The sequence below is a fragment of the Xenorhabdus bakwenae genome (genome assembly GCF_030272115.1).
Lineage (GTDB): Bacteria > Pseudomonadota > Gammaproteobacteria > Enterobacterales > Enterobacteriaceae > Xenorhabdus > Xenorhabdus bakwenae.
In genome coordinates, this window is the sequence record NZ_CP119194.1 from 859,151 (window position 1) to 880,572 (window position 21,422).

28 protein-coding genes and 3 pseudogenes are annotated in these 21,422 nt (G+C 45.7%); 14 read left to right on the plus strand and 17 right to left on the minus strand.

Annotation, left to right across the window (positions count from 1 at the left end):
* Window positions 1–72: 72 nt before the first annotated feature.
* The 3 genes and pseudogenes from PXH59_RS04870 to PXH59_RS04880 all read left to right on the plus strand — a co-directional run bounded on the left by PXH59_RS04870 (window position 73) and on the right by PXH59_RS04880 (window position 2,496).
* Window positions 73–624: an NAD(P)H nitroreductase gene (locus PXH59_RS04870; RefSeq protein WP_047769793.1), complete on the plus strand. Its 552-nt coding sequence runs from the start codon at window positions 73–75 to the stop codon at window positions 622–624.
* A 58-nt stretch (window positions 625–682) separates the two neighbouring features.
* A pseudogene (locus tag PXH59_RS04875) lies at window positions 683–1,126 on the plus strand (AIR synthase-related protein); the annotation flags it as partial.
* 185 nt (window positions 1,127–1,311) lie between these two features.
* Window positions 1,312–2,496, plus strand: coding sequence for a tyrosine-type recombinase/integrase (locus PXH59_RS04880; RefSeq protein ID WP_285810584.1), 1,185 nt, complete (start codon window positions 1,312–1,314; stop codon window positions 2,494–2,496).
* On the opposite strand, the gene PXH59_RS04885 is transcribed toward PXH59_RS04880, so the two are convergent.
* The 4 genes from PXH59_RS04885 to PXH59_RS04900 all read right to left on the minus strand — a co-directional run bounded on the left by PXH59_RS04885 (window position 2,473) and on the right by PXH59_RS04900 (window position 5,299).
* Window positions 2,473–2,694 carry a helix-turn-helix transcriptional regulator gene (locus PXH59_RS04885; protein ID WP_285810585.1) on the minus strand — a complete coding sequence of 74 codons (222 nt, stop codon included), beginning with the start codon at window positions 2,692–2,694 and terminating at the stop codon, window positions 2,473–2,475. The two genes, PXH59_RS04880 and PXH59_RS04885, sit on opposite strands and share 24 nt — an antisense overlap.
* Before the next feature lie 160 nt (window positions 2,695–2,854).
* Complete coding sequence (locus PXH59_RS04890) at window positions 2,855–4,237, minus strand: SNF2-related protein (RefSeq protein ID WP_285810586.1); 1,383 nt, start codon at window positions 4,235–4,237, stop codon at window positions 2,855–2,857.
* A gap of 42 nt (window positions 4,238–4,279) precedes the next feature.
* Window positions 4,280–5,107, minus strand: a complete 828-nt coding sequence (locus PXH59_RS04895; RefSeq protein WP_285810587.1) for a BRO-N domain-containing protein — start codon at window positions 5,105–5,107, stop codon at window positions 4,280–4,282.
* Between the two features lie 15 nt (window positions 5,108–5,122).
* Window positions 5,123–5,299 carry a hypothetical protein gene (locus tag PXH59_RS04900; RefSeq protein ID WP_285810588.1) on the minus strand — a complete coding sequence of 59 codons (177 nt, stop codon included), beginning with the start codon at window positions 5,297–5,299 and terminating at the stop codon, window positions 5,123–5,125.
* A gap of 137 nt (window positions 5,300–5,436) precedes the next feature.
* On the opposite strand from PXH59_RS04900, the pseudogene PXH59_RS20035 reads away from it, so the two are divergent.
* Window positions 5,437–5,565: pseudogene (locus PXH59_RS20035) on the plus strand (Arc family DNA-binding protein); the annotation flags it as partial.
* A 158-nt stretch (window positions 5,566–5,723) separates the two neighbouring features.
* Here PXH59_RS20035 and PXH59_RS20040 read toward each other — a convergent pair.
* The 12 genes and pseudogenes from PXH59_RS20040 to PXH59_RS20045 all read right to left on the minus strand — a co-directional run.
* Window positions 5,724–5,855: an Arc family DNA-binding protein gene (locus PXH59_RS20040; RefSeq protein ID WP_352232115.1), complete on the minus strand. Its 132-nt coding sequence runs from the start codon at window positions 5,853–5,855 to the stop codon at window positions 5,724–5,726.
* Window positions 5,848–6,117, minus strand: coding sequence for a PDDEXK family nuclease (locus tag PXH59_RS04910; RefSeq protein ID WP_285810591.1), 270 nt, complete (start codon window positions 6,115–6,117; stop codon window positions 5,848–5,850). The genes PXH59_RS20040 and PXH59_RS04910 overlap by 8 nt, the downstream gene beginning before the upstream one ends.
* Window positions 6,077–6,310, minus strand: coding sequence for an ANR family transcriptional regulator (locus tag PXH59_RS04915; RefSeq protein ID WP_285810592.1), 234 nt, complete (start codon window positions 6,308–6,310; stop codon window positions 6,077–6,079). Before PXH59_RS04915 ends, PXH59_RS04910 begins: the two co-directional genes overlap by 41 nt.
* Window positions 6,311–6,320: 10 nt before the next feature.
* The gene (locus tag PXH59_RS04920) at window positions 6,321–6,587 is read right to left on the minus strand and encodes a hypothetical protein (RefSeq protein ID WP_285810593.1); all 267 of its coding nucleotides are present in this window, start codon (window positions 6,585–6,587) and stop codon (window positions 6,321–6,323) included.
* A gap of 7 nt (window positions 6,588–6,594) precedes the next feature.
* Window positions 6,595–8,655, minus strand: a complete 2,061-nt coding sequence (locus PXH59_RS04925; protein WP_285810596.1) for a DNA polymerase — start codon at window positions 8,653–8,655, stop codon at window positions 6,595–6,597.
* Complete coding sequence (locus PXH59_RS04930; protein WP_285810598.1) at window positions 8,648–9,277, minus strand: Nmad5 family putative nucleotide modification protein; 630 nt, start codon at window positions 9,275–9,277, stop codon at window positions 8,648–8,650. Before PXH59_RS04930 ends, PXH59_RS04925 begins: the two co-directional genes overlap by 8 nt.
* A 54-nt stretch (window positions 9,278–9,331) precedes the next feature.
* On the minus strand, window positions 9,332–9,892 hold the full coding sequence (locus tag PXH59_RS04935) for a DUF2815 family protein (protein ID WP_285810599.1): 561 nt from the start codon (window positions 9,890–9,892) through the stop codon (window positions 9,332–9,334).
* Window positions 9,893–9,925: 33 nt separating this feature from the next.
* Entirely contained in the window at window positions 9,926–11,212 is a 1,287-nt protein-coding gene (locus tag PXH59_RS04940; RefSeq protein WP_285810600.1) for a DUF2800 domain-containing protein, read from the minus strand.
* A gap of 2 nt (window positions 11,213–11,214) precedes the next feature.
* Window positions 11,215–12,018: a hypothetical protein gene (locus tag PXH59_RS04945; RefSeq protein ID WP_285810602.1), complete on the minus strand. Its 804-nt coding sequence runs from the start codon at window positions 12,016–12,018 to the stop codon at window positions 11,215–11,217.
* 242 nt (window positions 12,019–12,260) lie between these two features.
* Window positions 12,261–12,665 (minus strand): hypothetical protein, encoded by a 405-nt coding sequence (locus tag PXH59_RS04950; protein WP_285810604.1) that lies wholly within the window; start codon window positions 12,663–12,665, stop codon window positions 12,261–12,263.
* 5 nt (window positions 12,666–12,670) lie between these two features.
* Window positions 12,671–12,898, minus strand: a complete 228-nt coding sequence (locus tag PXH59_RS04955; protein ID WP_285810605.1) for a hypothetical protein — start codon at window positions 12,896–12,898, stop codon at window positions 12,671–12,673.
* Window positions 12,899–12,904: 6 nt separating this feature from the next.
* Window positions 12,905–13,084, minus strand: a pseudogene (locus PXH59_RS20045) (helix-turn-helix domain-containing protein); the annotation flags it as partial.
* Window positions 13,085–13,624: 540 nt separating this feature from the next.
* Here PXH59_RS20045 and tnpA point away from each other — a divergent pair.
* Complete coding sequence (tnpA, locus tag PXH59_RS04960) at window positions 13,625–14,080, plus strand: IS200/IS605 family transposase (protein WP_047767579.1); 456 nt, start codon at window positions 13,625–13,627, stop codon at window positions 14,078–14,080.
* Between the two features lie 136 nt (window positions 14,081–14,216).
* Here tnpA and PXH59_RS04965 read toward each other — a convergent pair whose 3' ends face one another.
* Entirely contained in the window at window positions 14,217–14,891 is a 675-nt protein-coding gene (locus PXH59_RS04965; protein WP_285810607.1) for a S24 family peptidase, read from the minus strand.
* Between the two features lie 140 nt (window positions 14,892–15,031).
* On the opposite strand from PXH59_RS04965, the gene PXH59_RS04970 reads away from it, so the two are divergent.
* The 9 genes from PXH59_RS04970 to PXH59_RS05010 all read left to right on the plus strand — a co-directional run bounded on the left by PXH59_RS04970 (window position 15,032) and on the right by PXH59_RS05010 (window position 21,421).
* The gene (locus tag PXH59_RS04970; RefSeq protein WP_047771058.1) at window positions 15,032–15,232 is read left to right on the plus strand and encodes a helix-turn-helix transcriptional regulator; all 201 of its coding nucleotides are present in this window, start codon (window positions 15,032–15,034) and stop codon (window positions 15,230–15,232) included.
* Window positions 15,233–15,245: 13 nt separating this feature from the next.
* Window positions 15,246–17,504 (plus strand): DUF5906 domain-containing protein, encoded by a 2,259-nt coding sequence (locus tag PXH59_RS04975; RefSeq protein ID WP_285810609.1) that lies wholly within the window; start codon window positions 15,246–15,248, stop codon window positions 17,502–17,504.
* A gap of 384 nt (window positions 17,505–17,888) precedes the next feature.
* Window positions 17,889–18,281 carry an antiterminator Q family protein gene (locus PXH59_RS04980; RefSeq protein WP_285810611.1) on the plus strand — a complete coding sequence of 131 codons (393 nt, stop codon included), beginning with the start codon at window positions 17,889–17,891 and terminating at the stop codon, window positions 18,279–18,281.
* Between the two features lie 402 nt (window positions 18,282–18,683).
* Window positions 18,684–18,854 (plus strand): hypothetical protein, encoded by a 171-nt coding sequence (locus PXH59_RS04985; protein WP_285810612.1) that lies wholly within the window; start codon window positions 18,684–18,686, stop codon window positions 18,852–18,854.
* Between the two features lie 88 nt (window positions 18,855–18,942).
* Entirely contained in the window at window positions 18,943–19,275 is a 333-nt protein-coding gene (locus PXH59_RS04990) for a phage holin, lambda family (RefSeq protein WP_285811637.1), read from the plus strand.
* Window positions 19,256–19,651 carry a structural protein gene (locus PXH59_RS04995; RefSeq protein ID WP_285810614.1) on the plus strand — a complete coding sequence of 132 codons (396 nt, stop codon included), beginning with the start codon at window positions 19,256–19,258 and terminating at the stop codon, window positions 19,649–19,651. The genes PXH59_RS04990 and PXH59_RS04995 overlap by 20 nt, the downstream gene beginning before the upstream one ends.
* Complete coding sequence (locus PXH59_RS05000; protein ID WP_285810616.1) at window positions 19,648–20,109, plus strand: lysis protein; 462 nt, start codon at window positions 19,648–19,650, stop codon at window positions 20,107–20,109. The genes PXH59_RS04995 and PXH59_RS05000 overlap by 4 nt, the downstream gene beginning before the upstream one ends.
* Window positions 20,106–20,336 carry a crAss001_48 related protein gene (locus PXH59_RS05005; RefSeq protein ID WP_285810617.1) on the plus strand — a complete coding sequence of 77 codons (231 nt, stop codon included), beginning with the start codon at window positions 20,106–20,108 and terminating at the stop codon, window positions 20,334–20,336. Before PXH59_RS05000 ends, PXH59_RS05005 begins: the two co-directional genes overlap by 4 nt.
* Window positions 20,337–20,851: 515 nt before the next feature.
* Window positions 20,852–21,421, plus strand: coding sequence for a terminase small subunit (locus PXH59_RS05010; RefSeq protein ID WP_047771787.1), 570 nt, complete (start codon window positions 20,852–20,854; stop codon window positions 21,419–21,421).
* Window position 21,422: the final 1 nt, after the last annotated feature.

Below are 21,422 nucleotides of genomic sequence, written 5' to 3' on the forward strand. Positions count from 1 at the left end.
GTGCTTTCATTCATTAACGAATAAACAGAGAATGTCGGTCTGAGACAGATTATCTTACTTTAGGAGAAAATAATGAATGCTTTGGAACTTTTGTTAAATCGTCGTTCAGTTTCACGCTTAACAACCCCCGTACCAAAAGATATTGAATTGCAACATATTTTAGCCGCTGGAATGAGAGCGCCTGACCATGGGGCTTTGCGTCCTTGGCATTTTATTGTGATGGAAGGGGAAGGTATAGATAAATTCAGTAATCTCCTTGAAAAAGCCGCAATTGAAGGCGGAATGGGCAAGGAAGTTGAGGAGAAAGCAAAAAATGCCCCTTACCGGGCACCAATGATTATTACCGTTATCGCTAAGGTCGTTGAACATGCAAAAGTTCCGGCATGGGAACAAGTCGTTGCTGCGGGGTGTGCTGTTCACGCAATGCAAATGGCCGCAGTCACCCAAGGTTTTGGCGGTATATGGCGTTCAGGCTCATGGACAGAAGATCCCATTGTCAGAGCGGGCTTGGGATGTGAGGAAAATGACAAAATTGTTGGATTCCTTTACTTAGGAACCCCAGAACTCAGGGCACCTGCAAAAGTCGCAACACCCGATTTGACGAATTTTGTCAGTTATTTCTAATTTGTCAGCAACTTCTTAACTGGAGCGACTCATGTCAACTAAAATCCGTCTGACTCAAGCGAAAGAAACGATGTGCCAGTTGAATAAAGCGGGGACAGATTTTGCAGGAATTGAGGGTGTTACAGCTATGACGGATGTAACAGGCTCCGGTCTGTTAGGGCATTTGAGTGAAATTTGTGGAGATTCTGGCGTTCAGGCGAAAGTCAAATTTTCACAAATTCCGAGATTGTCAGATGTTGATGTTTATATCGAAAAAGGTTGTGTACCTGGAGGCACGGGACGCAACTTTGACAGCGCTGGGCACTTAATTGGAAAGATGATTCCCTGTCAACGTTATCTCCTGTGTGACCCACAAACTTCGGGTGGTTTATTGCTGGCAATTTTGCCGGATGCCGTGGAAGAGGCGAAAGCCGTTGCACGAAGCCACGACATTGATTTTTTTGCTATTGGTGAACTGACTGAGCCAGGCTCAGGTGGAACACTCATTGAAGTTTTTGAATAATTCCATGCGTCTTTTTATTGCAGAAAAACAATCTTAATATCAGATGATGTCGCTGGGTATCAATGGTTTGATTTTTTTATTTAAAATTATTGGCTTTAGTCTCTTGTAGTGTTAAGTGGTGTCTTGACATATCACAAAAAACAGGACAACTTACAGGACAACTAAATCTTGTTTGGAGTCCTGCTATGCCCTTAACAGATATAAAAGTACGAAACGCAAAGCCAAAGGATAGGCCGTACAACCTAACAGACGAAAAGGGGTTATACATAGAGATCAGACCCTCCGGCTCAAAATTCTGGAGATATAGATTTTGGGTGACACCAACTAAGGATGGAAGATATACGATTGGCGAGTATCCATACGTAAGCCTTGCCGAGGCGAGGAAAGAAGCTGAATGGGCTAGACAGCAGGTAAAGAAAGGGTTAAATCCAACAGCAGTTAAAAAATCCAATAAGAAATTACTTGATGAAGATAGATTAAATACGTTTAAATCGATATCTATAGAGTGGCTAGAAAGAAAAGAAAAGACATTAAACGAATCTACAATTCGAATCTACAGAAGTTTTTTGTTCAATAATTGCTACCCAATTTTTGGCGATAAACCAATCAAAGACATAACATCCAGAGATATACTTGTAGTACTAAAGCGTATCGAGTCCAATGGCTCCCCCTCATCAGCAGTAAAGGTCAGAATGATATGCTCCTCTATTTTCCGGTATGCAGTATCAACTTTACGAGCTGAATTTGATCCTGCCAGCGCATTACTTGGGTCAATAATAACCCCAAAAACAAATCACTCCAGATGCCTATCAAGAGAAGAGATAAAACTCTATTTTGAAAGACTTGAGAAATCAAAATCAACTTCAGTGGTAAAATTATTCCTCAAAATTCTCCCTTTTTTGTTCGTTAGGCAATCGGAGTTAAGAGGTGCTCTATGGAGTGAGATTGACATGGAGAATAAGACGTGGATTATAAGTGAGGATAGAATGAAGATGGGAAAGTTACACATAGTCCCGCTTTCTGATTACGTCTTATCGTTAATGACAGATTCAAGAAGATATACTAAAAGCGAAAATATCGATTTAGTGTTTCAGGGAACTAACGGAGGGAAGATAAGCAAATCAACCCCAAACAGAGCAATAGAGAACCTAGGGTTTAAAAGTGGGGATATAACATGCCATGACTTTAGGGCCACTGCATCAACAATGCTTTATGAAATGGGATTTAGAAGCGAACTTATAGAGAAGCAGCTATCACACTCAGAAACAAACAAGTCAATAGCCGCATATAATCACGCTGAATACATGAGAGAGAGGAGAGACATGATGGCAGAGTGGACAAATGTGTTACTTGAAATCATCAATAGTTGATTTCTTTTTAACCGGCTCAGCTAAGAAGCCCCTGGATAGAGAGTTGATATAGTGAGTTATGTCGCTCTCTTTCCATTTTGAGTATCTTCCATCCTTGAGAGGCTCTGGTATCTGTCCAGACTTAATCTTTCTATACAGAGTCGGCTTGCTTATCGACATTGCTTTACATACTTGTTTTGCGTTTAAAAGTTTATCCATCTTTCATCTCCTTTCTACGTAGTGCCGCAGCCACATCACAGGTAGGCATTTGCTCTTCTGATATGGCGACATGACACGTTTAAATTCGGGTAGGGCTAGGGCTAGTATTTCTGTTAACCGTTCAGGTTGAATATCAATGTTAAGTAAACGGCGCAGCTTATTACCGGCGTTTCATAGCCTCTAATAAAATGTCCTGAACTTCCCGTTTAGAATTACGCCGTTCCATCACCAGCTCATCGACTGTATCGGTTGCGATAATGTGGTGAATAAACACAGGGCGGTTGTGCCCTGCCTGTATCTGTCGGGTAGGGCCGATACGTTCATTGATTTGCTGATACTGTTCCAGGTCCCACCAGTGGGAGAAAAACGCCAAAATGTTTCCGCCGTCTTGCAGGTTCAGGCCGTGACCGGCGCTGGCAGGGTGGGCGAACAATACGGGAATTTTTCCGGCGTTCCAGTCGCGCAGGGTCTGCGGATCTGAATCAAGGTGCCTGCCACGGGGAAACGATTTTAATAACCGCGCTAAATCGTGTTTCCAGTGGTAGGCGACCAGTACAGGCATACCGCCAGACTCATTAATGATGCTGTCTAATGCCTGAATTTTGGCGTCGTGCAGTTCCTGCCAAGCGCCGTTCTCGTCAGTATAGATAGCCCCGCTGGCGATTTGCAGACATTTAACGGTTTTGGCCGCTGCGTTCAGCGCCTCAACCCCGATACTACCCAACTCCATGAACAGCTCTTTTTCCATCGCGCGGTACTGTTGCCGGACTGCGGACGGTAAATCGACACGAATAACATTGTGAATTGGTTCCTGAATATCGAACCAGTCCGCCGCGTTGAGGGCGATAGTCACATCATTTAATGCTGTTTGCATTTGCTCCTGAGCAAACGGCCACGGTTCCAGTTTCACCCATGACTGCCCAGGGAACCGAATACTATTGAACCAGCGCGAGGTGAACGCACTGTACGTCCGGCCCAGTCGTTCGCCCTGATCGATAAACCACGATTGCCCCCATAAATCGACCAGACCATTAGGAGAGGGCGTGCCGGTTAAGTTCACCCAGCGGCGTACATGTTTGTGCGCAACTTTAGCCAGAGCGGCGGCTCTTTTGCCTCCTTTACGCAACCGGAATGATTTTAGCCGCGTGCTCTCATCGGCAATGACGGTAGCGAACGGCCATTTGTCCCCCAGCGTTTCCACCAGCCAGACGAGGTTATCGTAGTTGGTGGTGAATACGCTGGCGTTGGTGTTTTTGAGCGCGTCCCTGCGCTCTTTAACATTGCCCACAATGGTCTGAACGTCGATATTATGGAAATGGTTCCATTTGTCCGCCTCATCCGGCCAGGTGGAACGAGCCACACGCAACGGGGCCAAAACTAGTGTTGGTTGGGTTTCCATACCCACCATATAGAGATCTTCCAGTGCAGTTAATGTTGCTACAGTTTTGCCCATACCCATACCCGCCCACACATTGCAGCGGGGCATATCCAGTTCGTGATTAATAATGAGGTTTTGGTAGGGGCGGGGTGTGAATGGTTTCATAGAGTACCTTTTAAACCCCGCAGCAACGCGGGGTGCTATGGGTTAAAATAATTCACTGATATCTACGCTGTGTACTTCAAGCCACGCTTGCCGTGGGTATATAACTTCGTGGCAATTTTGGTAGATGTTGTAGGCCATTGGGTAACCATCGGTGACGGGGTCATAAATGTTATTCTCGTTTAACCAAGCATTTAATACTTTCCACCCGTACATTATTCCCGTTGCGCGCCATACTGCTTGTTGGGACGCCCATTCTTTAGTTGCACCAAAGCGTGCAGCCATTTCTTCACGTTCCCGTATGGCTCGATTGGCGACACGTTGATATGCAGAATTACGTTGAAGTGCCGTTGCTTCTCTTTTCTGGCTGATTTGGGCTTTTGTGCGGATGGCTTCGTCGCGTTCTTCGGTTACTGTTTCGACGGTATGGTTGAGTGTGAGAATTTTGTTAGCTTGCCCTGATAAAAGCGCTATTGTTAATTCTGGATTTTCTACTAAAAACTCTGCTGAAAATTGGGGTTGCATTTGGTAGCTACCTGTTTGCCGGATAGCTGGTAAAACTTCTTCACATACCCAATCTTGGAAACGTTCCGCCGAAGGTAACTTGCTGCGCATGACCAGTCGGTACAAATCAGGCTCAGTTAATAGGATGATTCCTTTCGGTTTAAAGCCTAAATTCAATTCCTGCGATTCACCGGAATTAAGTTTAATCAATGACTTACAGTGTTTCTTAAGGGCATCATGAGGATCTAAGTAGTCAAGAGCCTTAGCTACTTCTACGGCAAAAAATACAGGTTTGTCTTTGTACAACATTCCTTGCAACTCAATACCTAGCTCTTCGTTAGAGAAAATCATCAAATTATTTTTGTTCATGGATTAATCCTATTTTTAGTTAGTGGTTTCTATAGTTGATGCTTCTTGTGCTGCTTGCTGGGCGAATTCAATAAGTTCAAAAGCAAGCGATGATCCTGATTCAATAGTGCTCAATAGCTGAGCTGTATCCAGAATGTTTCCAATGATTGAAAGCAAATCGGCGTGGTTTAGTTGTGAAACTTTTATTGCCATTATCGGTATCCCCAAAATAATGAACCACCGTGGTTCATTTATAATTAAGTAAACCACCGTGGTTCATTGCTGTCAAGTCCACTGTGAGGCATAATTAAAAGTCAACATAAGTACACTTAGAGGCTAAGAGACTAGACGTGAGTAGAGAAGATGCACAAATGAAGATCCGTCTGCCTGCGGAACTTAAAGAACAATTAGAAAAAGCAGCAGTGGAAAACAAGCGCTCTATGAATGCAGAAGTGTTACAGCGCTTGTCTGAGAGTTTTGAAAAAACTCAGTGGAATCGTGAATCTTCGGGATGCGGATTTATTACTCTAGACTCCTTTGCTATAGATCCTGAATTTGTAGAACAAGTGAATTATTTAGCAAAAAAAATTGAGGCTATTGACCAGCGGACGCAATAAGAAGTAACAAGAAATACTTACTACTTTTTTAATCTAACAAGTATTTCGGCATTTATTGACCTCATATTTTCTTTCGCTGATTTCTTTAATTCCTCTGCTAATTCACGAGGAATTCTGAGTTTAAATTGCAAACATTCGCTAGGTTTATTCAATTATCCCCTCCACATTTTTACTGTCCAAAACAACAACTGTTTGCCCCAGTGCCCGTAGACGTTCGTGTTCCCGTAACTGGTCAGGGCGAGGTTTTTCGCCCGGTGCTTTGCATTCGACGAACACGACACGCCCATTGGGTAAAATAACAATACGGTCAGGAACACCACGGCGACCAGGGGAAACAAATTTATAGGCGATACCCCCCGCTTTTTTCACCTCATTAACCAGATGTCGTTCTATTACGTCCTCTCGTATTTTCACTTTCCCTCTCCAATTGCTTTAAACAAAAATCAGAACAATTTTCTGCCCCTTCGATATTTAATGCGTTGCGCGAATGGCGAGCTGCTTTGTTCCAAACTTTTGACGCCCGTCGATAATCGCCCTCGCGTTCAATTTGCGCAGCCTCTCGTGCAGCCCGAAAATATAACGGGCTGTCTCGGTATTTAAATGACATAGACGTTCTCTCAGGTACGGGAACAGGTACAATAACCAACAAAGGCGAGCGTAAGCGGTGATGGATCATCGGGGTGGGTGATGCTGTCAACATGATATATGGTTTTACGGTAGATAACGGAGTAACCATCATTTTTAATGAGAAACAATTTCCCAGTTACTGCGCGGTATTTGATTGAAAGCCCGTTACCGGTGGTAATGGTAAAACCGCATTTCTCGCCAACAGCAACGGGTTTCGGTTCACCGTAATAACCACGGCATTTTTCACAACGTTCCATAAACCATTCAATCCTTTCTGTATCGATATGCCTCAAATCCGCCAGCGCTCAGAGGTAGGTCTGGCGCCCAATCGGGATTTGTAGCGAGTAATGAGCTGAGATGCTCATGGGAGTAATCGGGGGTGTCAGGCGCTTCCGTCAACACTTCATCATGTACGGTTAGCACAATGTCATAGCCCGCGTAGCCAATGAGTGGCATGTTACCTGCCAGTACATCACGTGCCGCGGCCTGTGTGACGTTTTCGACCAGTTTCCCGCCGTAGGTTTTGAGCCGTTGCCATTTGCGGCTGTACGGGTTAGTGCCCATGTAACTGATCTGCCCGTCATCGAGACGAGGTGAGGGATAACACACTGCGCGACCCGATGGCAAAACAATACGGAGCCAAGCGCCATCGCGTCGGACTCGTAATTTACGGCAAGGAATAGTGACATTGGGTGAACTGATAGCCCGCTTCACTGCCTCTTCCAGCTCATACCAGAACGGTACTGTAGCGGTATGGGCGTTACGCCACATGCGTTTGAGTGAATCACAGGTAATGAAGACCCGCTCGCTCAATCCGTAGGTCTGTTTCTGCTCGACCGATTGTTTATACCAATTCATCGCATTCCGCTGAACTGAGACAGGAATGTTGGGTAACGCAGCGGTCGCCAGTTCGTCTAAATCGAGTGCATAGGTGAGGGCGAATGTCACGAACGCAGCGACGCCACCCCCGTATCCCAATCCTAGCTCCATCACTTTACCGATCTGGCGCTGGTCTTTTGTGACGTCATCCGGTTCGATGTTGAATGCGCGGGCATAGGCCAGTTTGTAGAGGTCTGCACCAATGTCATTGTCATATTCACTAAACGCCCGCAGTTTCCAGTCTTCACCCGCCAGCCACGCGAGCATTCGCCCCTCAATGTTGGACAGGTCACTAACGACGAGCTTCTTGCCGTTCGGCGCGATGATAACACCACGTAATGCCGAACTAGTCAGTTCCATGATATTGTCAAACAGCAGATCCGCGCAGTCAGATTTCAACGCCTCAATACCTGTGTCAATAGTGGCCTGATTGAGGGTGGCTCTCGGTAAATTTTGGGGCTGGAATAGGCGTCCTGCCCAACGTCCGGTACGTGATGCGCCACAAAATTGTAATGTTCCGCGTAAACGCCCATCGGCGCTTATCCCGTTCATTAGCGCTTTGTATTTACTGGTACTGGTAGTGCTGGCTTGTAACCGGATGGTGAGCAATTCCCGTAACGCGACGGGTAGATCGGGGTCTGCTATGCGTCGTTCCAACGTGCTTTTTTGCATATCAGGTAATTCAATACCAAATGCCGTGGTGATATGCCGTAGCATGGCGTCACGCTGGGTCGCGGCCTGTACATCACCCTCGGTCAATGCCTGCGTGCGTTTTGCCAACCGTTTCTGTTCCTGCTCAACGGCTGCGATGGCTGATTTTGCCAACTCGATGTCCATATACACGCCACGGTCATTAATTCGCTGGTCATAATGCCAGAGTGCCAGCTCATCGCCCTGATAGTTCCATTTGGGTAGGCGTTTATGTACCTCGCGCATGGCGACGATATCTAGCGCTGCGTACTCAACGAACCGTTGCCACTCCTCTGAGTGGGTTTTACTGGTGGCACGGCGAATGGCGACATTTTTCGGGCGGGGTTTGCAGAATAATTGGATCAGCGCTTTGCCCTCCTTGTCTTTGGCTCTGTCTGATGGGATACCCAGCACCTCACACAATGCCCCTAACGCACCAGGTAAACCATGCGCCAGCGCCTGAACCATCGTGTCACGCCAGCGGCTGATATCGTGATCAAATCCAGGCCAATAACAGCGTAAAACTGTGCGGTCAAAATGCGAATTGTGTGCAAATAGAATAACGTTCGGATCGAGTAATGCAGTGCGTAATTCGGTAGGTATGTCTGTACCGCTGGTAACATCCCACACCTGAACGGGGTTGTCGTCAATTGCCCACGCAAACAGCATGATTTCTGCATGCGCGGCGTAGGCATGAGTGCCATTTTTGATCGGTATCTCACTATAGGTTTCGAGGTCGAGCCACAATTTATCCATTGTTCGCCTCTGTCGGTAGCCCAATTAACTCATTAAGTGCCTCACGGCGAACGGCGGGAACAGGTGCTGCTTTCGCCGTTGATTTAGGCAGTAATTCCGTCGCTTCCGGCCATTCTGCTAATAAGCGTTTAACAGTTCGCACTTTTGATAGAGCAGCTTCTACAATATTGGTAATATCTTCCCTTTGGTTTTCTAATGTTTTATGTCGATTTTCCAATTCATAGAATTCATTAACTAATGGATTATCGGCTAATATTACATTTTTAATTTTTGGCGTTATTTTAAATACACGTTCACGATATTCACAACGTGAATATCGTAGGCTGCCGTTGTAAAATGCTAACACTGAAATGCCCGCTAAATTAATTTCTATATAGCTGGATTCATAAATAGGAAATGCATCTATCCGCAATGCTGGTGGTATTTTATTAGCTAGTTTTTTAATCTCGGAAATAATATCATTTATCCCCGAATCCGTATTCGAACCGCCAATAGCCTCTATTCTAACTTTTTCAGCCCAATCCGCGCGGTCTTTAAATAACTGCTCTTCTTTTTCGAAGATACCGGATTTTACCAAAGCGTTTTTAACAATTTCGCTTTTTATATCTTTAGTTAGTGTCATGGTTTTGTACCCTAATAAATGCCCCACATAATTATGTGGGGCAATAATGGTTAATTAACTAAAAATATCAGCTTCTGCGTCAGCACCTTCGCTGATATCGTCAAAATCATCGACAGAAGCAACACCGCCACCTGCGAATGCGTCGCCATCTCGGAAGTACTGAACCCCCGCGAGCGATGCGGAAATGCCCTTGCCGTTATTGTCGTAGGCAAAAATATTGATGGTGGCATTTACATAACAACCTGAATAGGGGCGACCATCCTGAGCAGTGAGTGGCGTTCTGTCGCGGTCAATAACCAGCGGACGCGATTTATTACTGGCGGAAATATACATACACCCCGGGTAGCCGTCATAATCGGGTTTATCATCGCCATCACGGAAATTAAAACGCATGTTATTTCCGCGAATAGATTTTAAAATAGATTCCGCTTTAGCACCCCATTTTTCAGTTGCCACTTTTTTAATTGCGGCTTCAATTTGATTAATTAACTCTTTTTGGCGCTCCTTGTCGATTAAAAAAGTAGAGCGAAATTTAAAATCGCCTTGGCCGTTAACTTGGGTTGCTTCATATAAATCAGGAAATGCCAAACGTACAATTGGTAATTTAATTTTCATGCTATTTTGTGCCTTGTTATTGGTTAGATGTAATTATGCGAATATATCGTCTGATATATCGTCAAAATCATTTATGGGGTTGACGTCCAATGCTGGACGGGGATCGGATTCCGGTACAACAGTGGGTTTACCGTCAGCCCGAATAATAAGGGGTTCCAGTTTGGCCCATCGGCGCGGGTTGTCCTTTTTAATCAGCTTTTCCGCTTGGGTCGGACTGATAATTTTCTTGGCGTACATCTGGTCTTGTTTGAGCTTAAACGATTTCAACATCGCTTCAGCTTCTGACTCTATACCCCAAGAACGGTTGCCCTGTTTACCCTCGACCAGTTTAAATCCTGGTATTGGGTATCCTGCATTCAACTCATCGCTGACGCGGGCACGGATCGATTTACACCAGTTCTCAACAAACTCTACCTGAGCATATTTGGCAGCGAGTGTTTGGTTGTCATAAAGTGGGATTTGCTCGGTTGCTTGTTTTATTTGCGGCTCTAATGGTTGCGTCAGATCGTCAAAATCATCTAAGACAGTGTTCATCACGTGCTTCGCTAATGCAGGGCAATCCGCCTTTGCCTTGCAGAAACGACACTGTTTATCGCCTGGGGTGAAACTGTCAGCGGGCAGTGTTTCTACGCCATCACACTGAGCGATATTGAACATGATAATGACCGATGCGGCGGCATCTCTGGCGCGTTCCCCAAATTGCCGTAACTCGTCGACATTGACCGTCCATTCTGATACATGGTTTAATCGGGGCTGGTGGATGAATAAACGCACTGTGTTAAAATCGTACAACATATCGAACTGATCGAGGGCACCTAGCGCGTATAACATCAACTGCTCATTGCTCTCTGCATCAACACGCACGCCGCGGCCGTATTTCAGGTCATGGATTTGTAGCTCATTACCGTTGATGATTATCGCGTCCGCTGTGCCGAATGAATTTTCGACGCCAATCACATCGGAAAAATCGACACGTTGCTCGATCAACAACTCATTACCCTGAGCCAGCCCCCATACCGTTTCGACATAGTCACCCACCATCTCCACCATCTCATCATCGACGGTTGGGGTGTTGGGTTTGAGCAGGACGTTTTGCCCCAGATACTCGGCGGTGGTTTGCCCCATAGTGCAGGGTTTACCTGCTAGTGTCGGGTTTTGGCGATTACGTAATACTGTTTCGGCGAGGGTATGTGCCGCGGTGCCCTCCAGCGCGAACGGTGATTCGGTATTTGGCAGTCCAGCCTCCATCGCCAGACTGCCATGACAGCGCAACCAGCGATGTGATGCTGAGGGGGATAGTTTTGCGTGTACCTCCGGCATAGCTATTCCTCCACCCACGCGGCCTCAGCCATTTTTAAAACCTCTGGGAGTTTTTCTGGAGGGATATCGCTAACTTTTATAGCTCCAAATTTCTGTACTATGCTGACAGCCTCCCTGCGATACCCCCCTGTTGACAGACGTAACAATGCCTGTCGGGCCTGTTCAAATATTACTGCGGGATCAACCTCTGGTTCTGGTTCTGGTTCTGGTTCAGTGGTGTGTTTGCCCTCATTCAGCAATGCCAACGCAAATTCGCGGCGTTCAGTAATGCCTGGTATTTCGTCCCAGCTCGCTACCATTTCCAGACACAGGTCTAAAATAACAGCGTTCGTCAGTGATTTTAATTCCGGTAGACCTTGTAGTGCACAGTCCAGCGCGTCTACCTGTCCGTTGCGGGCTTTACCCACGCCATCAATAACCGCGCGAGCCTGAGCCAGTTTATCGGCGGTCAGGGTGTAGGCGTCATTTTTGAACAACACGGCGATGGCGGACACAGTTTCCAAATCCAGCGTTTCGATATCCACGGGGGTGTTATCTACAACTTTTTTAACGCTGGATTTTTTCGGTTTGGCGGGTCGGCTATCCCACGCCTCATCAACAGCTTCTGCAAGGATTCCCTCAACCACCACCTCCTCCTCCGGGAGTTCCATAGCGTAGGTTTTAAGGTCTGCCTCATGTATGTCAGAATTAGCAGCTGGTGCTACCGCTGTTTGAGGCGTAACAAATGTCGAAAGGAGTTGTGATAACAGCGCGTTATTTGTTTCCAATAACGCATTATTTTTATCTAAAGATGTTTCTAAGCTCATTTTCCAGCCCTTTTATTATGAATACAAAGTGATTGGGAATTTACTATCAGGATTGCGTTGTAATTCTTCGAGTTTCCGTTGCCAGCGTAGGCGGCGAACGGTGTTATTTACCGGGTATCGGTCAACTGGTATTATTTTTGGTTTCATAACGCTTTTTTACACACCAAAAAGCACACCCACCAAAACTGGCAGATGGGTGTGGTAGCCAAAGGACGATAATTTGGTACGGACGTAATGCGGTTTTATTTCGTAGCGGTCAGCGCTATCAACGCCCGGGCGTGCAGTTCGGCGGATTCGCGGTCGAGGTGGATTAGGCCGTTTTGCAACCTGTCTTTATCGTTATCATCCCCATCCCACAAATGGCAATCTGCGTCCGAGGTTCCGAATGTATTTATATCAGGGCAATAATATTCAGTATATTCCTCCAACGGCTCCCTCACTGGCTCTGGAACCTCGATATCCCCGATTTTGATAGTACGGGGTTTCAGGCGATACTCACGGTCGAACCAGAATGCAATAGGTGTAATGCAATCATCCCAATCGTTATTGGTGAGCGTTTTACATTGAAAATGTCGCCACGGTTCATTATCTGTTTGCGCCATTTCTGCGTATGTCGCCATTAAATCGGCGTGAATATGTTTAGTCATTGTTATTAGCTCTCAATAACTTTTGAAAAACCGTGTACTAAAGCGGAAGCCAGATCTTCTAAGCTATCTGTGCCAGGATATAATCGTTCCTCACGTGTCACTATTTCGCAGTACGTATTAATGACGGCGGCCTGTACTTCTGGCGGGAAATTCTGGTATTTCGATGTTGGCGTACTATCGGTAAAGTGGATATAGGGGTTACCACCGTCAAGATCCGCTAAATCGAGTTCCATTAGCCCGCTAGTTGTGCGTCCGAAATAGTCTGCAATGGTTTTCAAAGTAAAGTATTTAGGGTCTTCCACTTCGCCGGACACTATTCGGTGTAGTGTTGATTGGGGTATTTCAAGAGTTTCAGCTAGCTTGGTTACGCTTTTTATTCCATGTATCGCCATTAGGTACGATATGTTTCTTATTAGCATTTTAGTTATCTCATGTTGTAGGTTGGCTCACCATAGATCACTCATTGAATGGCCTACAGTTAGCCGCTCTTTATTGGTAATTTTCCTCCTATAGGTTGAATTTTGCGTTCGCACACTCCCTACCGCCAGTGTTGCCCGTTCGCGCCCATTTGGGGCTAATCTTCCCATCGACCGGATCGCGCTCGATGGTACGTCGCATTTCATGCGTAGGGGTCTAAACAGCAGGTAGTGTGCGTTCCGACTTTCTAAAATGTTAAAGAGCGTTATATACGAAATTGAATTCGTATTCGATAATGTATTTGTATACCATCATGGTTTAAATGTAAATACGAAAAAGTATATTTTTAGGAAAAAGAAAAGCCACCCTGATGGTGGCTTCATTTATTTAGGGCTTTAGCCAGTTTAAGAAGCCCTATGCTTCTTAAACATAAAACCACCCGCTATGCGGGTGGAGATCAGGGGGTTATACCAAGAAAAACACCTTTCCGTTACGATATAGATGTTCAAGCTAATATGCGTAACTAAGAAGGAAAGGTGTTTATGGGAATTAAAGCACAAAGCTTGGCCCACACAAAGTGGCTCTGCAAATACCATATCGTCTTTTCGCCGAAATACAGACGTAAAGTTATTTTTGCAAGTTTACGTTCAAGTATAGGTGAGATTTTAAAAAACCTTTGTAAGTACAAAGGGGTAGAAATAATAGAAGGACATTTGATGCCAGATCATGTGCATATGTTGGTGAGTATCCCGCCGAAAATCAGTGTATCGAGTTTCATGGGATATTTGAAAGGTAAAAGTTCACTGATGATATTTGATAAGCACGCGAATCTAAAATACAAATTTGGCAACAGGAAGTTTTGGTCAGAAGGATATTATGTGAGTACAGTAGGACTCAATGAAGCCACGATCCGTAAGTATATCCGAGAGCAGGAAAAGCAAGATTTCATACAGGATAAATTGAGTGCACGTGAGTATGAGGACCCCTTTAAGGGGTAAGCCAAAGAGACAATGACATTTAGCTTGAACAAAGAGAAAGCGGCGTCATTTTGGCGCAGTCGGTAACATGCCCTTATAGGGCGAGAGCAAACCACCCGCTATGCGGGTGGTTTTGATTGTTTTATAAGTAATTTAATTATCTAATTAACGCGGTTAATTTTGCTATCCCTGCTACGTAGTGCATAATTTCAATTGTGTTTTTAGGTATAAGTGCGGGGGCTTGGTCTTCGTTTACTGGTAGTAGGTGATAGTACCCGTCCCGCTCAAACAAAAAAGTTTTTATAAATGCGGTATTATCCGTTGTCACAATTAGAACCTCATCCCCTGGGGCTAATATGTGATTCGGTTCTATAACAACAAATTCGCCCTGTTTAATGCGTGGCATCATAGAGGTTCCGATACAACGTACCGCGTATACGTCTTTATCATAGGATGCCCACCTAATATACATTGAGTGTTGGTTTTTTGGGGGAGGAGGTGCACTTTTTTCAACATCACCAATAATGATGTCGTTGCGAATCGGTACATTGGTAAACGTATGGGAGTGATGATCCCCCTCTGTCTCAACAATAGCGGTAGATTCTGAACTCGTTAAATCACATTCGACCAGATCTATCGGTGAAACTCCAAAAAAATCAGCTAGTTGTTTTAGAGTTGAGTATTTTGGCTCTTTAACTTCCCCTGTCAATGTTCGGTGTAGGGTTGGTTGGTGCATTTTTATACGTTTAGCTAGATCTTTTACAGTTGTTATGCCGTGTATATCCATCAAGAAACGTATGTTGTTAGTTAACATGCTCAGTTCAGATGTCATCTGTCACACCTCAAGTTGGGTGATTACTAATCGATTATTCATATTCGCATATTCTAGAACGTTTTTGTTTACGTTTCTGTATTGCCTTTGAATTCGTTTACGTATAATTTAAATTCATTCACCAAATGAGGGTTTTGATTATGTACGAAATTCATCCGCAAGATTTGATCAAAAAAATTATAGATGCTGGATTTAGCCAAGCCCAAGTAGCTAAACAAATCGGCGTTAGCCAGGCATCGCTAAGCCGTATTATGACTGGAACCAGCCCAGATCCCCGTTTATCTACCGTTAGAGCTATTGAGCGTTTTTATACGGAATTTGTGAAAGAAAATAACAAATAAGGCGCGTACCCATATGTCAGAACAAACAAACTGGGGGGCGACGCCTGATGAATGGTTCCATATGGATCTGATACTGGGCTGTGCGGAGAATCTGCTACCCGTGGTATGTAATCCTGATGCCCTCGTTTCCCCTGATTCATCATTGAAAAGCATTGGCAAAACTCCTAGCCGTTACAATCGATTACGGCAAGTGGTGGGTATCCCCCGGTGGACAGAAAAAATAGTCACGGATTCGGATATTACAACATGGTCGAACGAACCGGACTACGGTATTTGTATGCGTACCGGGCGTAATGAGCTGGCGGTGGATTGCGATAGCGAAGATGAGAAAATACAGGCGCAAATTCAGGCGCTGTTAACCCAGATGTTCGGCAAGCTGCCTCCGCGCCGTTATCGCAATAACAGTAATAAGTGCCTGTATTTGTTGTCAGTTAAGGGCGAGTATCGTAAGCGCGTCCATCGTTTGGACGGCGATTTGGGTATCATTGAACTGCTGGCCGACGGTCAGCAATTTGTGGCTGCGGGCACGCATCCTAGCGGTGCTCGCATTCAATGGGATGGCGGTTTACCCAGCGACCCGCTCGAAATAACACCTGAACAGTTAGAAATGCTGTGGTCAGCGCTGGCTGAACAGCTGCCCGTTGCCGTGTCTACCGAAGCGGGTGTTGCCGGAAAGCTCCGTGATCGTGGCATATCTACCCCCAATGCTACTGACGAGACCGCCGACTATCTGGACGCGAACGGCTGGACGTTGGGCGTTGGCAAAAATGGCGAGCGCTATATCACATGTCCGTTTGCGGACGGACATAGCATTGATAGTGACCCGACCAGTACCGCGTATTTTCCGTCAAGTACCGCGGGGTTCACAATGGGGCATTTTAAGTGCCTGCACGCCTCGTGTGCACATCGTAATGATGGCGATTTCCTCAATATTATTGGGTTTGGGGTGCGCGATTTTGAGGATCTGACCGAGCAAGAAGGCGCACCGAATTTCACTGATATCAATACCGATATGACCAGCCATTTTATTGAGCGGTTTATCTATGTTGTGAAAGGGGATCAGGTCTGTGATCTGTCCAGGCCTCCCTATCGTAGCATCATGGATATGAAGTCGTTTAAAAACCTAATGGCTCCGTTCCAGTTTCCGGCTATGGGGAAAGGGCAGCCTACACCTGCGACTAAACGTTGGTTGGAACACCCTAAAAAACTGGTTGCGGAGAGCACAGGGTATCACCCAGGTAAAGGGCGACTCATACAGGGGCAAGATGGTTGGCTAGAAATTAATGAGTTCTATTTACCTGAACACCAGAAAGTGGCCAATTTCACCAAAGCGGAAGCCATTTTCCTTAAACACATCGCGTACTTAGTGCCGGATGAGTCCCAACGTTTGTTTTTTATCGCCCGTCTCGCATGGATGGTTCAGCGACCAGAGCGCCGTTGTCCGGTTACCGTGCTTCATATATCCGTACTGCATGGTACGGGGCGCGGCTGGGTTATTCAGTTAATGGAATCGATATTAGGCCATTGGAATTGTACCCGAGCAAAGATGGATGTGATTTGTAAGAACCAATATCACGATTATCTGTACCACTCGTTGTTGTGTACCGTCGATGAGGTGAAGGAAAACATAGAGAAACGTTATTCAGTCAATGATCAGCTTCGTGATTTGCTGACCGAACCCCGGTTTGAGGTCAATAACAAGTACGGCAAGAAGATGACAATGGATATCTTCACGCACTTTCTGCTTTTCTCTAACCATATCGACGCTATTTACTTGCCTCCAGAAGACCGCCGTATTGCCGTGTTTGGTGGCCCTGACTTTTTGCAGGGCGACAATTACTTCAAGCAGTTGTACCAGGCACTAAAAGATCCAGAGTTTATCGCTCAGGTCTACTGGTATCTGATGGGTATCGATTTAGATGCGTTTGACTGGCAGCGTGCCCCAGAGACCGAAGAACGGCAATTAATGATTGATAGTAGCCGGACAGATGCCGATAAGGTGCTATTCGACTTGTTGGCTGACCCCCCAGTTGCTGCTATGACCTATCAACAAATAGTGAGTTATATCGTCGCGGAACTTGGTCTTGACGCTGATATCAATCCGAAGCGTGTTAGCGGCATTTTGCGAAGTAAAGGGTTGGGGCAGGCAGGAGCTATTAAGTTCGAGGGGAAGACGGAGCGACCTTGGGTATTGGTAAAAAATCGCAAGTTCAGTAATGAACAGCTTCGCACTGAGCTAGAAAGTTGCAAAAAATTACTAATTGAGATGTAAAAGGTTGCAGATAGGTTGCAGATAAAAACAGACCTGCAACCCTTTAAAATAAAATAAAAACAATATGTTAGATGAAAAAGGTTGCAGGTTGCAGTTATTTTTAACATACACATGTGAGAGAGATTATATACACCTCATATATATATATATATGTTTTAAACATCTGCAACCCGCAACCTAAAACGGGACAAACCAGAAAATACGCGGGGTTAGGCAGGTTGCAGATAGCTTTTTATCTGCAACCTATCTGCAACCCAGAAGTATAAAAATTGAAGCAAGAGGCCATCGAGCTTGGTTTAGCCTTTTAATAATCACACCGGCACGTAAGCACGACGGCAACTGGTAAAAATTTTCACAGTACACGAAACTACAGGGCAAAATTCTATGCGCAATATTCAGCAAGTTTTAGTTCGATGGGGCGGGTGGTCGTCAAATCTAACCAATGTTGGCTGGTCGTCTGTTGCTGCGGGGTTCAGCGGCCTCCTGCCCGCGAACGGCGATACCCGGCTGACATGCAGCGACGAGGACGGATTGATCATTGATTTGTGCGTGGCACGACTCCAGGCAATAGGGCAGGGCGAGGAATTGGAATATATCCAACAGCATTACATACACGGGCGTTCTAAACGCGAGATTGCCCGCCAATACGAAACAAACGAGCGAGAGGTCAGGCACCGTATACAATGCGGTGAGCGTTTCGTAGCCGGGTGTCTAGATACACTGGGAATTCAATTAGATATGGATTTAATGGTTAAAAAGAAACCAATCGAAACATGAAAACTAGTGCGACCCGCAAAAACTGTGCTATTGTGATAAGAGTGGTTTTTATACCCTACGAAAAGGCGCCCAATGTTAGGCGCCTTTTCTTTTGGGCGAAAAGTGGAAACTTGGGAAAACAACCGTTAGACATCGAGATTTACCTGAACCCTAATAGTGGCGATTTGTTAACAAAATGTTATATCGAGAAATGACCTAAAATGAGCGAGAAGATTGTCGCTTTTACATGTTTGGGGTGACATTTTGATTGAGTTGAAAAGTCGGGGTTCATGTAAGAACCATTATGTTAAATAGAACCTGTTTTTAACAAATTATCTGTGCCATTCGTTGACCGCTCACAATCGTTTAAATCTCGCTATACGGGGGTATTTTGAGACGGCAACTGGGGTGAGCGGTCAGCCAATGGCATATTTGGTCGCCAACTACCGAGACAGTGTTGGGTGCGTTGCGGAGTTACCTATTCCAGCCGACCGCAAACGCTCATATTGGCAGGATCACAATTTAACATCTGAAATTATGCAGGGTTATACCTGCTATCAGTACGCACTGCGTATCTACCGCCCTCAATTCTGAGGGCTGGCATCCCACTCACTACAACTCACAGGGGTAACCATCGTTCACCCCACGGACGCCCATTGTTCAAATGGGGTGGAATATGAAGATGAAAGAAAATCCTGATATCTGGGTACAACTCGGAGACTGGCTCATATCGGTAAGGGAGCAAGGTATCTGGGCAACTCTCGCCGGAACAATGGCATTTTTCCGAGGCCGCTACAACGGTGGCGGCTGGGTAAAGGTCTCAATCGATGCCTTTATGTGCGCCATGTTCGCCTGGTTCATTCGTGATGTATTAAATCTGTTCGGTCTGAATCCTGACTTGGCCTACATCGGCAGTGTGGTGATTGGCTATCTGGGGACAGATTTCATTGGCCAATTGCTGCGTAAGATGGCAGAGAAAAGAGCGGGAGCCAACAATGACGAGAGGCATTCGTAATAACAATCCGGGCAATATCCGCCACGGGGATAACTGGCAGGGACTGTGCAGCAGGCAGACAGATAAGTCATTTTGTCAGTTTATTGCACCAGAGTACGGTGTACGCGCTATGATCAAAATCCTGCGCACTTACGAGCGCAAATATGGTGATAACACTATCCGCCAGTTTATATCCCGCTGGGCACCACCGAATGAGAATGACACTGAGGCCTACATTGCTTATGTGAGCGATGCAGTGAGTGTCTCTCGCGATTCGGTGATTGATGTTAATAATCAGGACGTCATGACAGCGTTAGTCAAAGCGATGATCCAGATGGAGAACGGCAAGCAGCCTTATTCCGATGACACTTTCACACGGGCATTTGAGATGCTATGAAATTCAACACTCAATACCTGACTTTCGGTTATCTGGCGATTCTCACTACTTTGGTCTGGTTCGGCTACGGCAAATATCAGGACAAGGCTAAGGAATACCATAACTTAAAGTTAACGTATAACGAACAGGTCACCATCAACACCACCCAGCAAGAGCGCATCCAGCAACTCGCAGAACTGGACACCCAACACACTCAGGAACTCGCCAATGCCCAGATTGAAATCGATACTTTGCGCACTGATGTTGCCGCTGGCCGTCGCAAGCTGCGCATCAAAGCCACCTGTCCCGTGTCTGAAACCACTCCCTCCGGCAGCGTGGACGCTACAACCACCGTCGAACTCACTGGAGAAACTGGATCAACTGTTCTCGATATCCGAGCAGGCATCATTAACGACCGGGCAAAACTGAGATATTTGCAGGATTACATAAACACTGAATGTTACAAGGTGACAAAATGAACGACCAGCAAACTCTACAGCCACATCAACAACGTGTTATTGATGAATTAGCAGAACTCAATAAGAGAATCGAAAAGCTGTCTGGTTTCATAGGTGGCGATATTTATAACGCACTGGAGGAGACTGACCGCTACCTGTTAAGAGTACAACAGTCAGCAATGTATAATTATGCTGAAATCCTGCATATGCGCGTTAAGCGGTTTTCATCACCACCTCAGAGCAAATGATACTGAGGTGGGTAAACCCTAACAAGTGGGGCGGAGCCCTCCGACCGCCTTACTCGCAGAATGTTCCGCTTCCTCCAGCTTCGAAGCACTGAGTTATACAATCTTTCCAATCGGGGCTGCCTGGAGAATATAGCCGAGAGCAGATCAAAGCGGAAGCTTGCGCTGAAGCTAAAAGTGTAGTGCCTGCCAACAGGCAAAGAAGAATGAACTTTTTCATTTTACTCACCCCATTTCACTAACAACAACAAAAACCAATCAACCTGGTAAACCCATTTCCACACAATAACAAGCGAATAATACTTAACAATTAGTTACTCTCTGAAACTAAATGAAATATTTCGGTGTCCATTCCCTGAGTGGGGCAGGACTATGTTAGAGGGCGGTGTCAGTGGGATAGTTCCTCTCTGTAATCGCTTTGCGATTATATCCAACCAAAGTGATTAAAAAGTGATCTACATAACCTTTACTGCCACCCGCGTTAACGGATGGCTTTTTTCTTTTTAGGAACTCAGAAAATGACCAGTACAAAAATGACGACAAAACAAAAAACGTTTTGTCGTGAATACCTGGTCGATTTAAACGCAACGCAGGCAGCAATCCGAGCAGGGTACAGCCCGAAACGTGCCAGTGAAATTAGCTATCAATTGATGCAAAAACCGTTTGTTATCGCGCTGATCGATGAGCTGAAACAGACGCGCAACAAACAACTGGGGATTGATGCTAACTATGTACTGATGCGCCTCGTTGAAATCGACCAGATGGATGTGGCTGACATTCTGGAGGAGGATCTTAGTATCAAACCGTTGTCCAAATGGCCGGAATCGTGGCGTCGTTATCTCAGTGGGTTCAATCTGGCTGAGATGTTCGAGGGCAGGGGCGACGACCGCGATATGGTCGGCATACTCAAAAAAATCAAATGGCCGGACAAAGTAAAAAATCTCGAATTGCTGGGTAAACACGTCTCTGTTCAGGCATTCCGTGAGAATGTGAAAAACGAACTGACGGGAGCGAATGACGGCCCGATAGCGGTGGCTAAACTGACACCCGAACAGGCAGAGGCTGCCTACAAGAAAATGATGGGGTGAT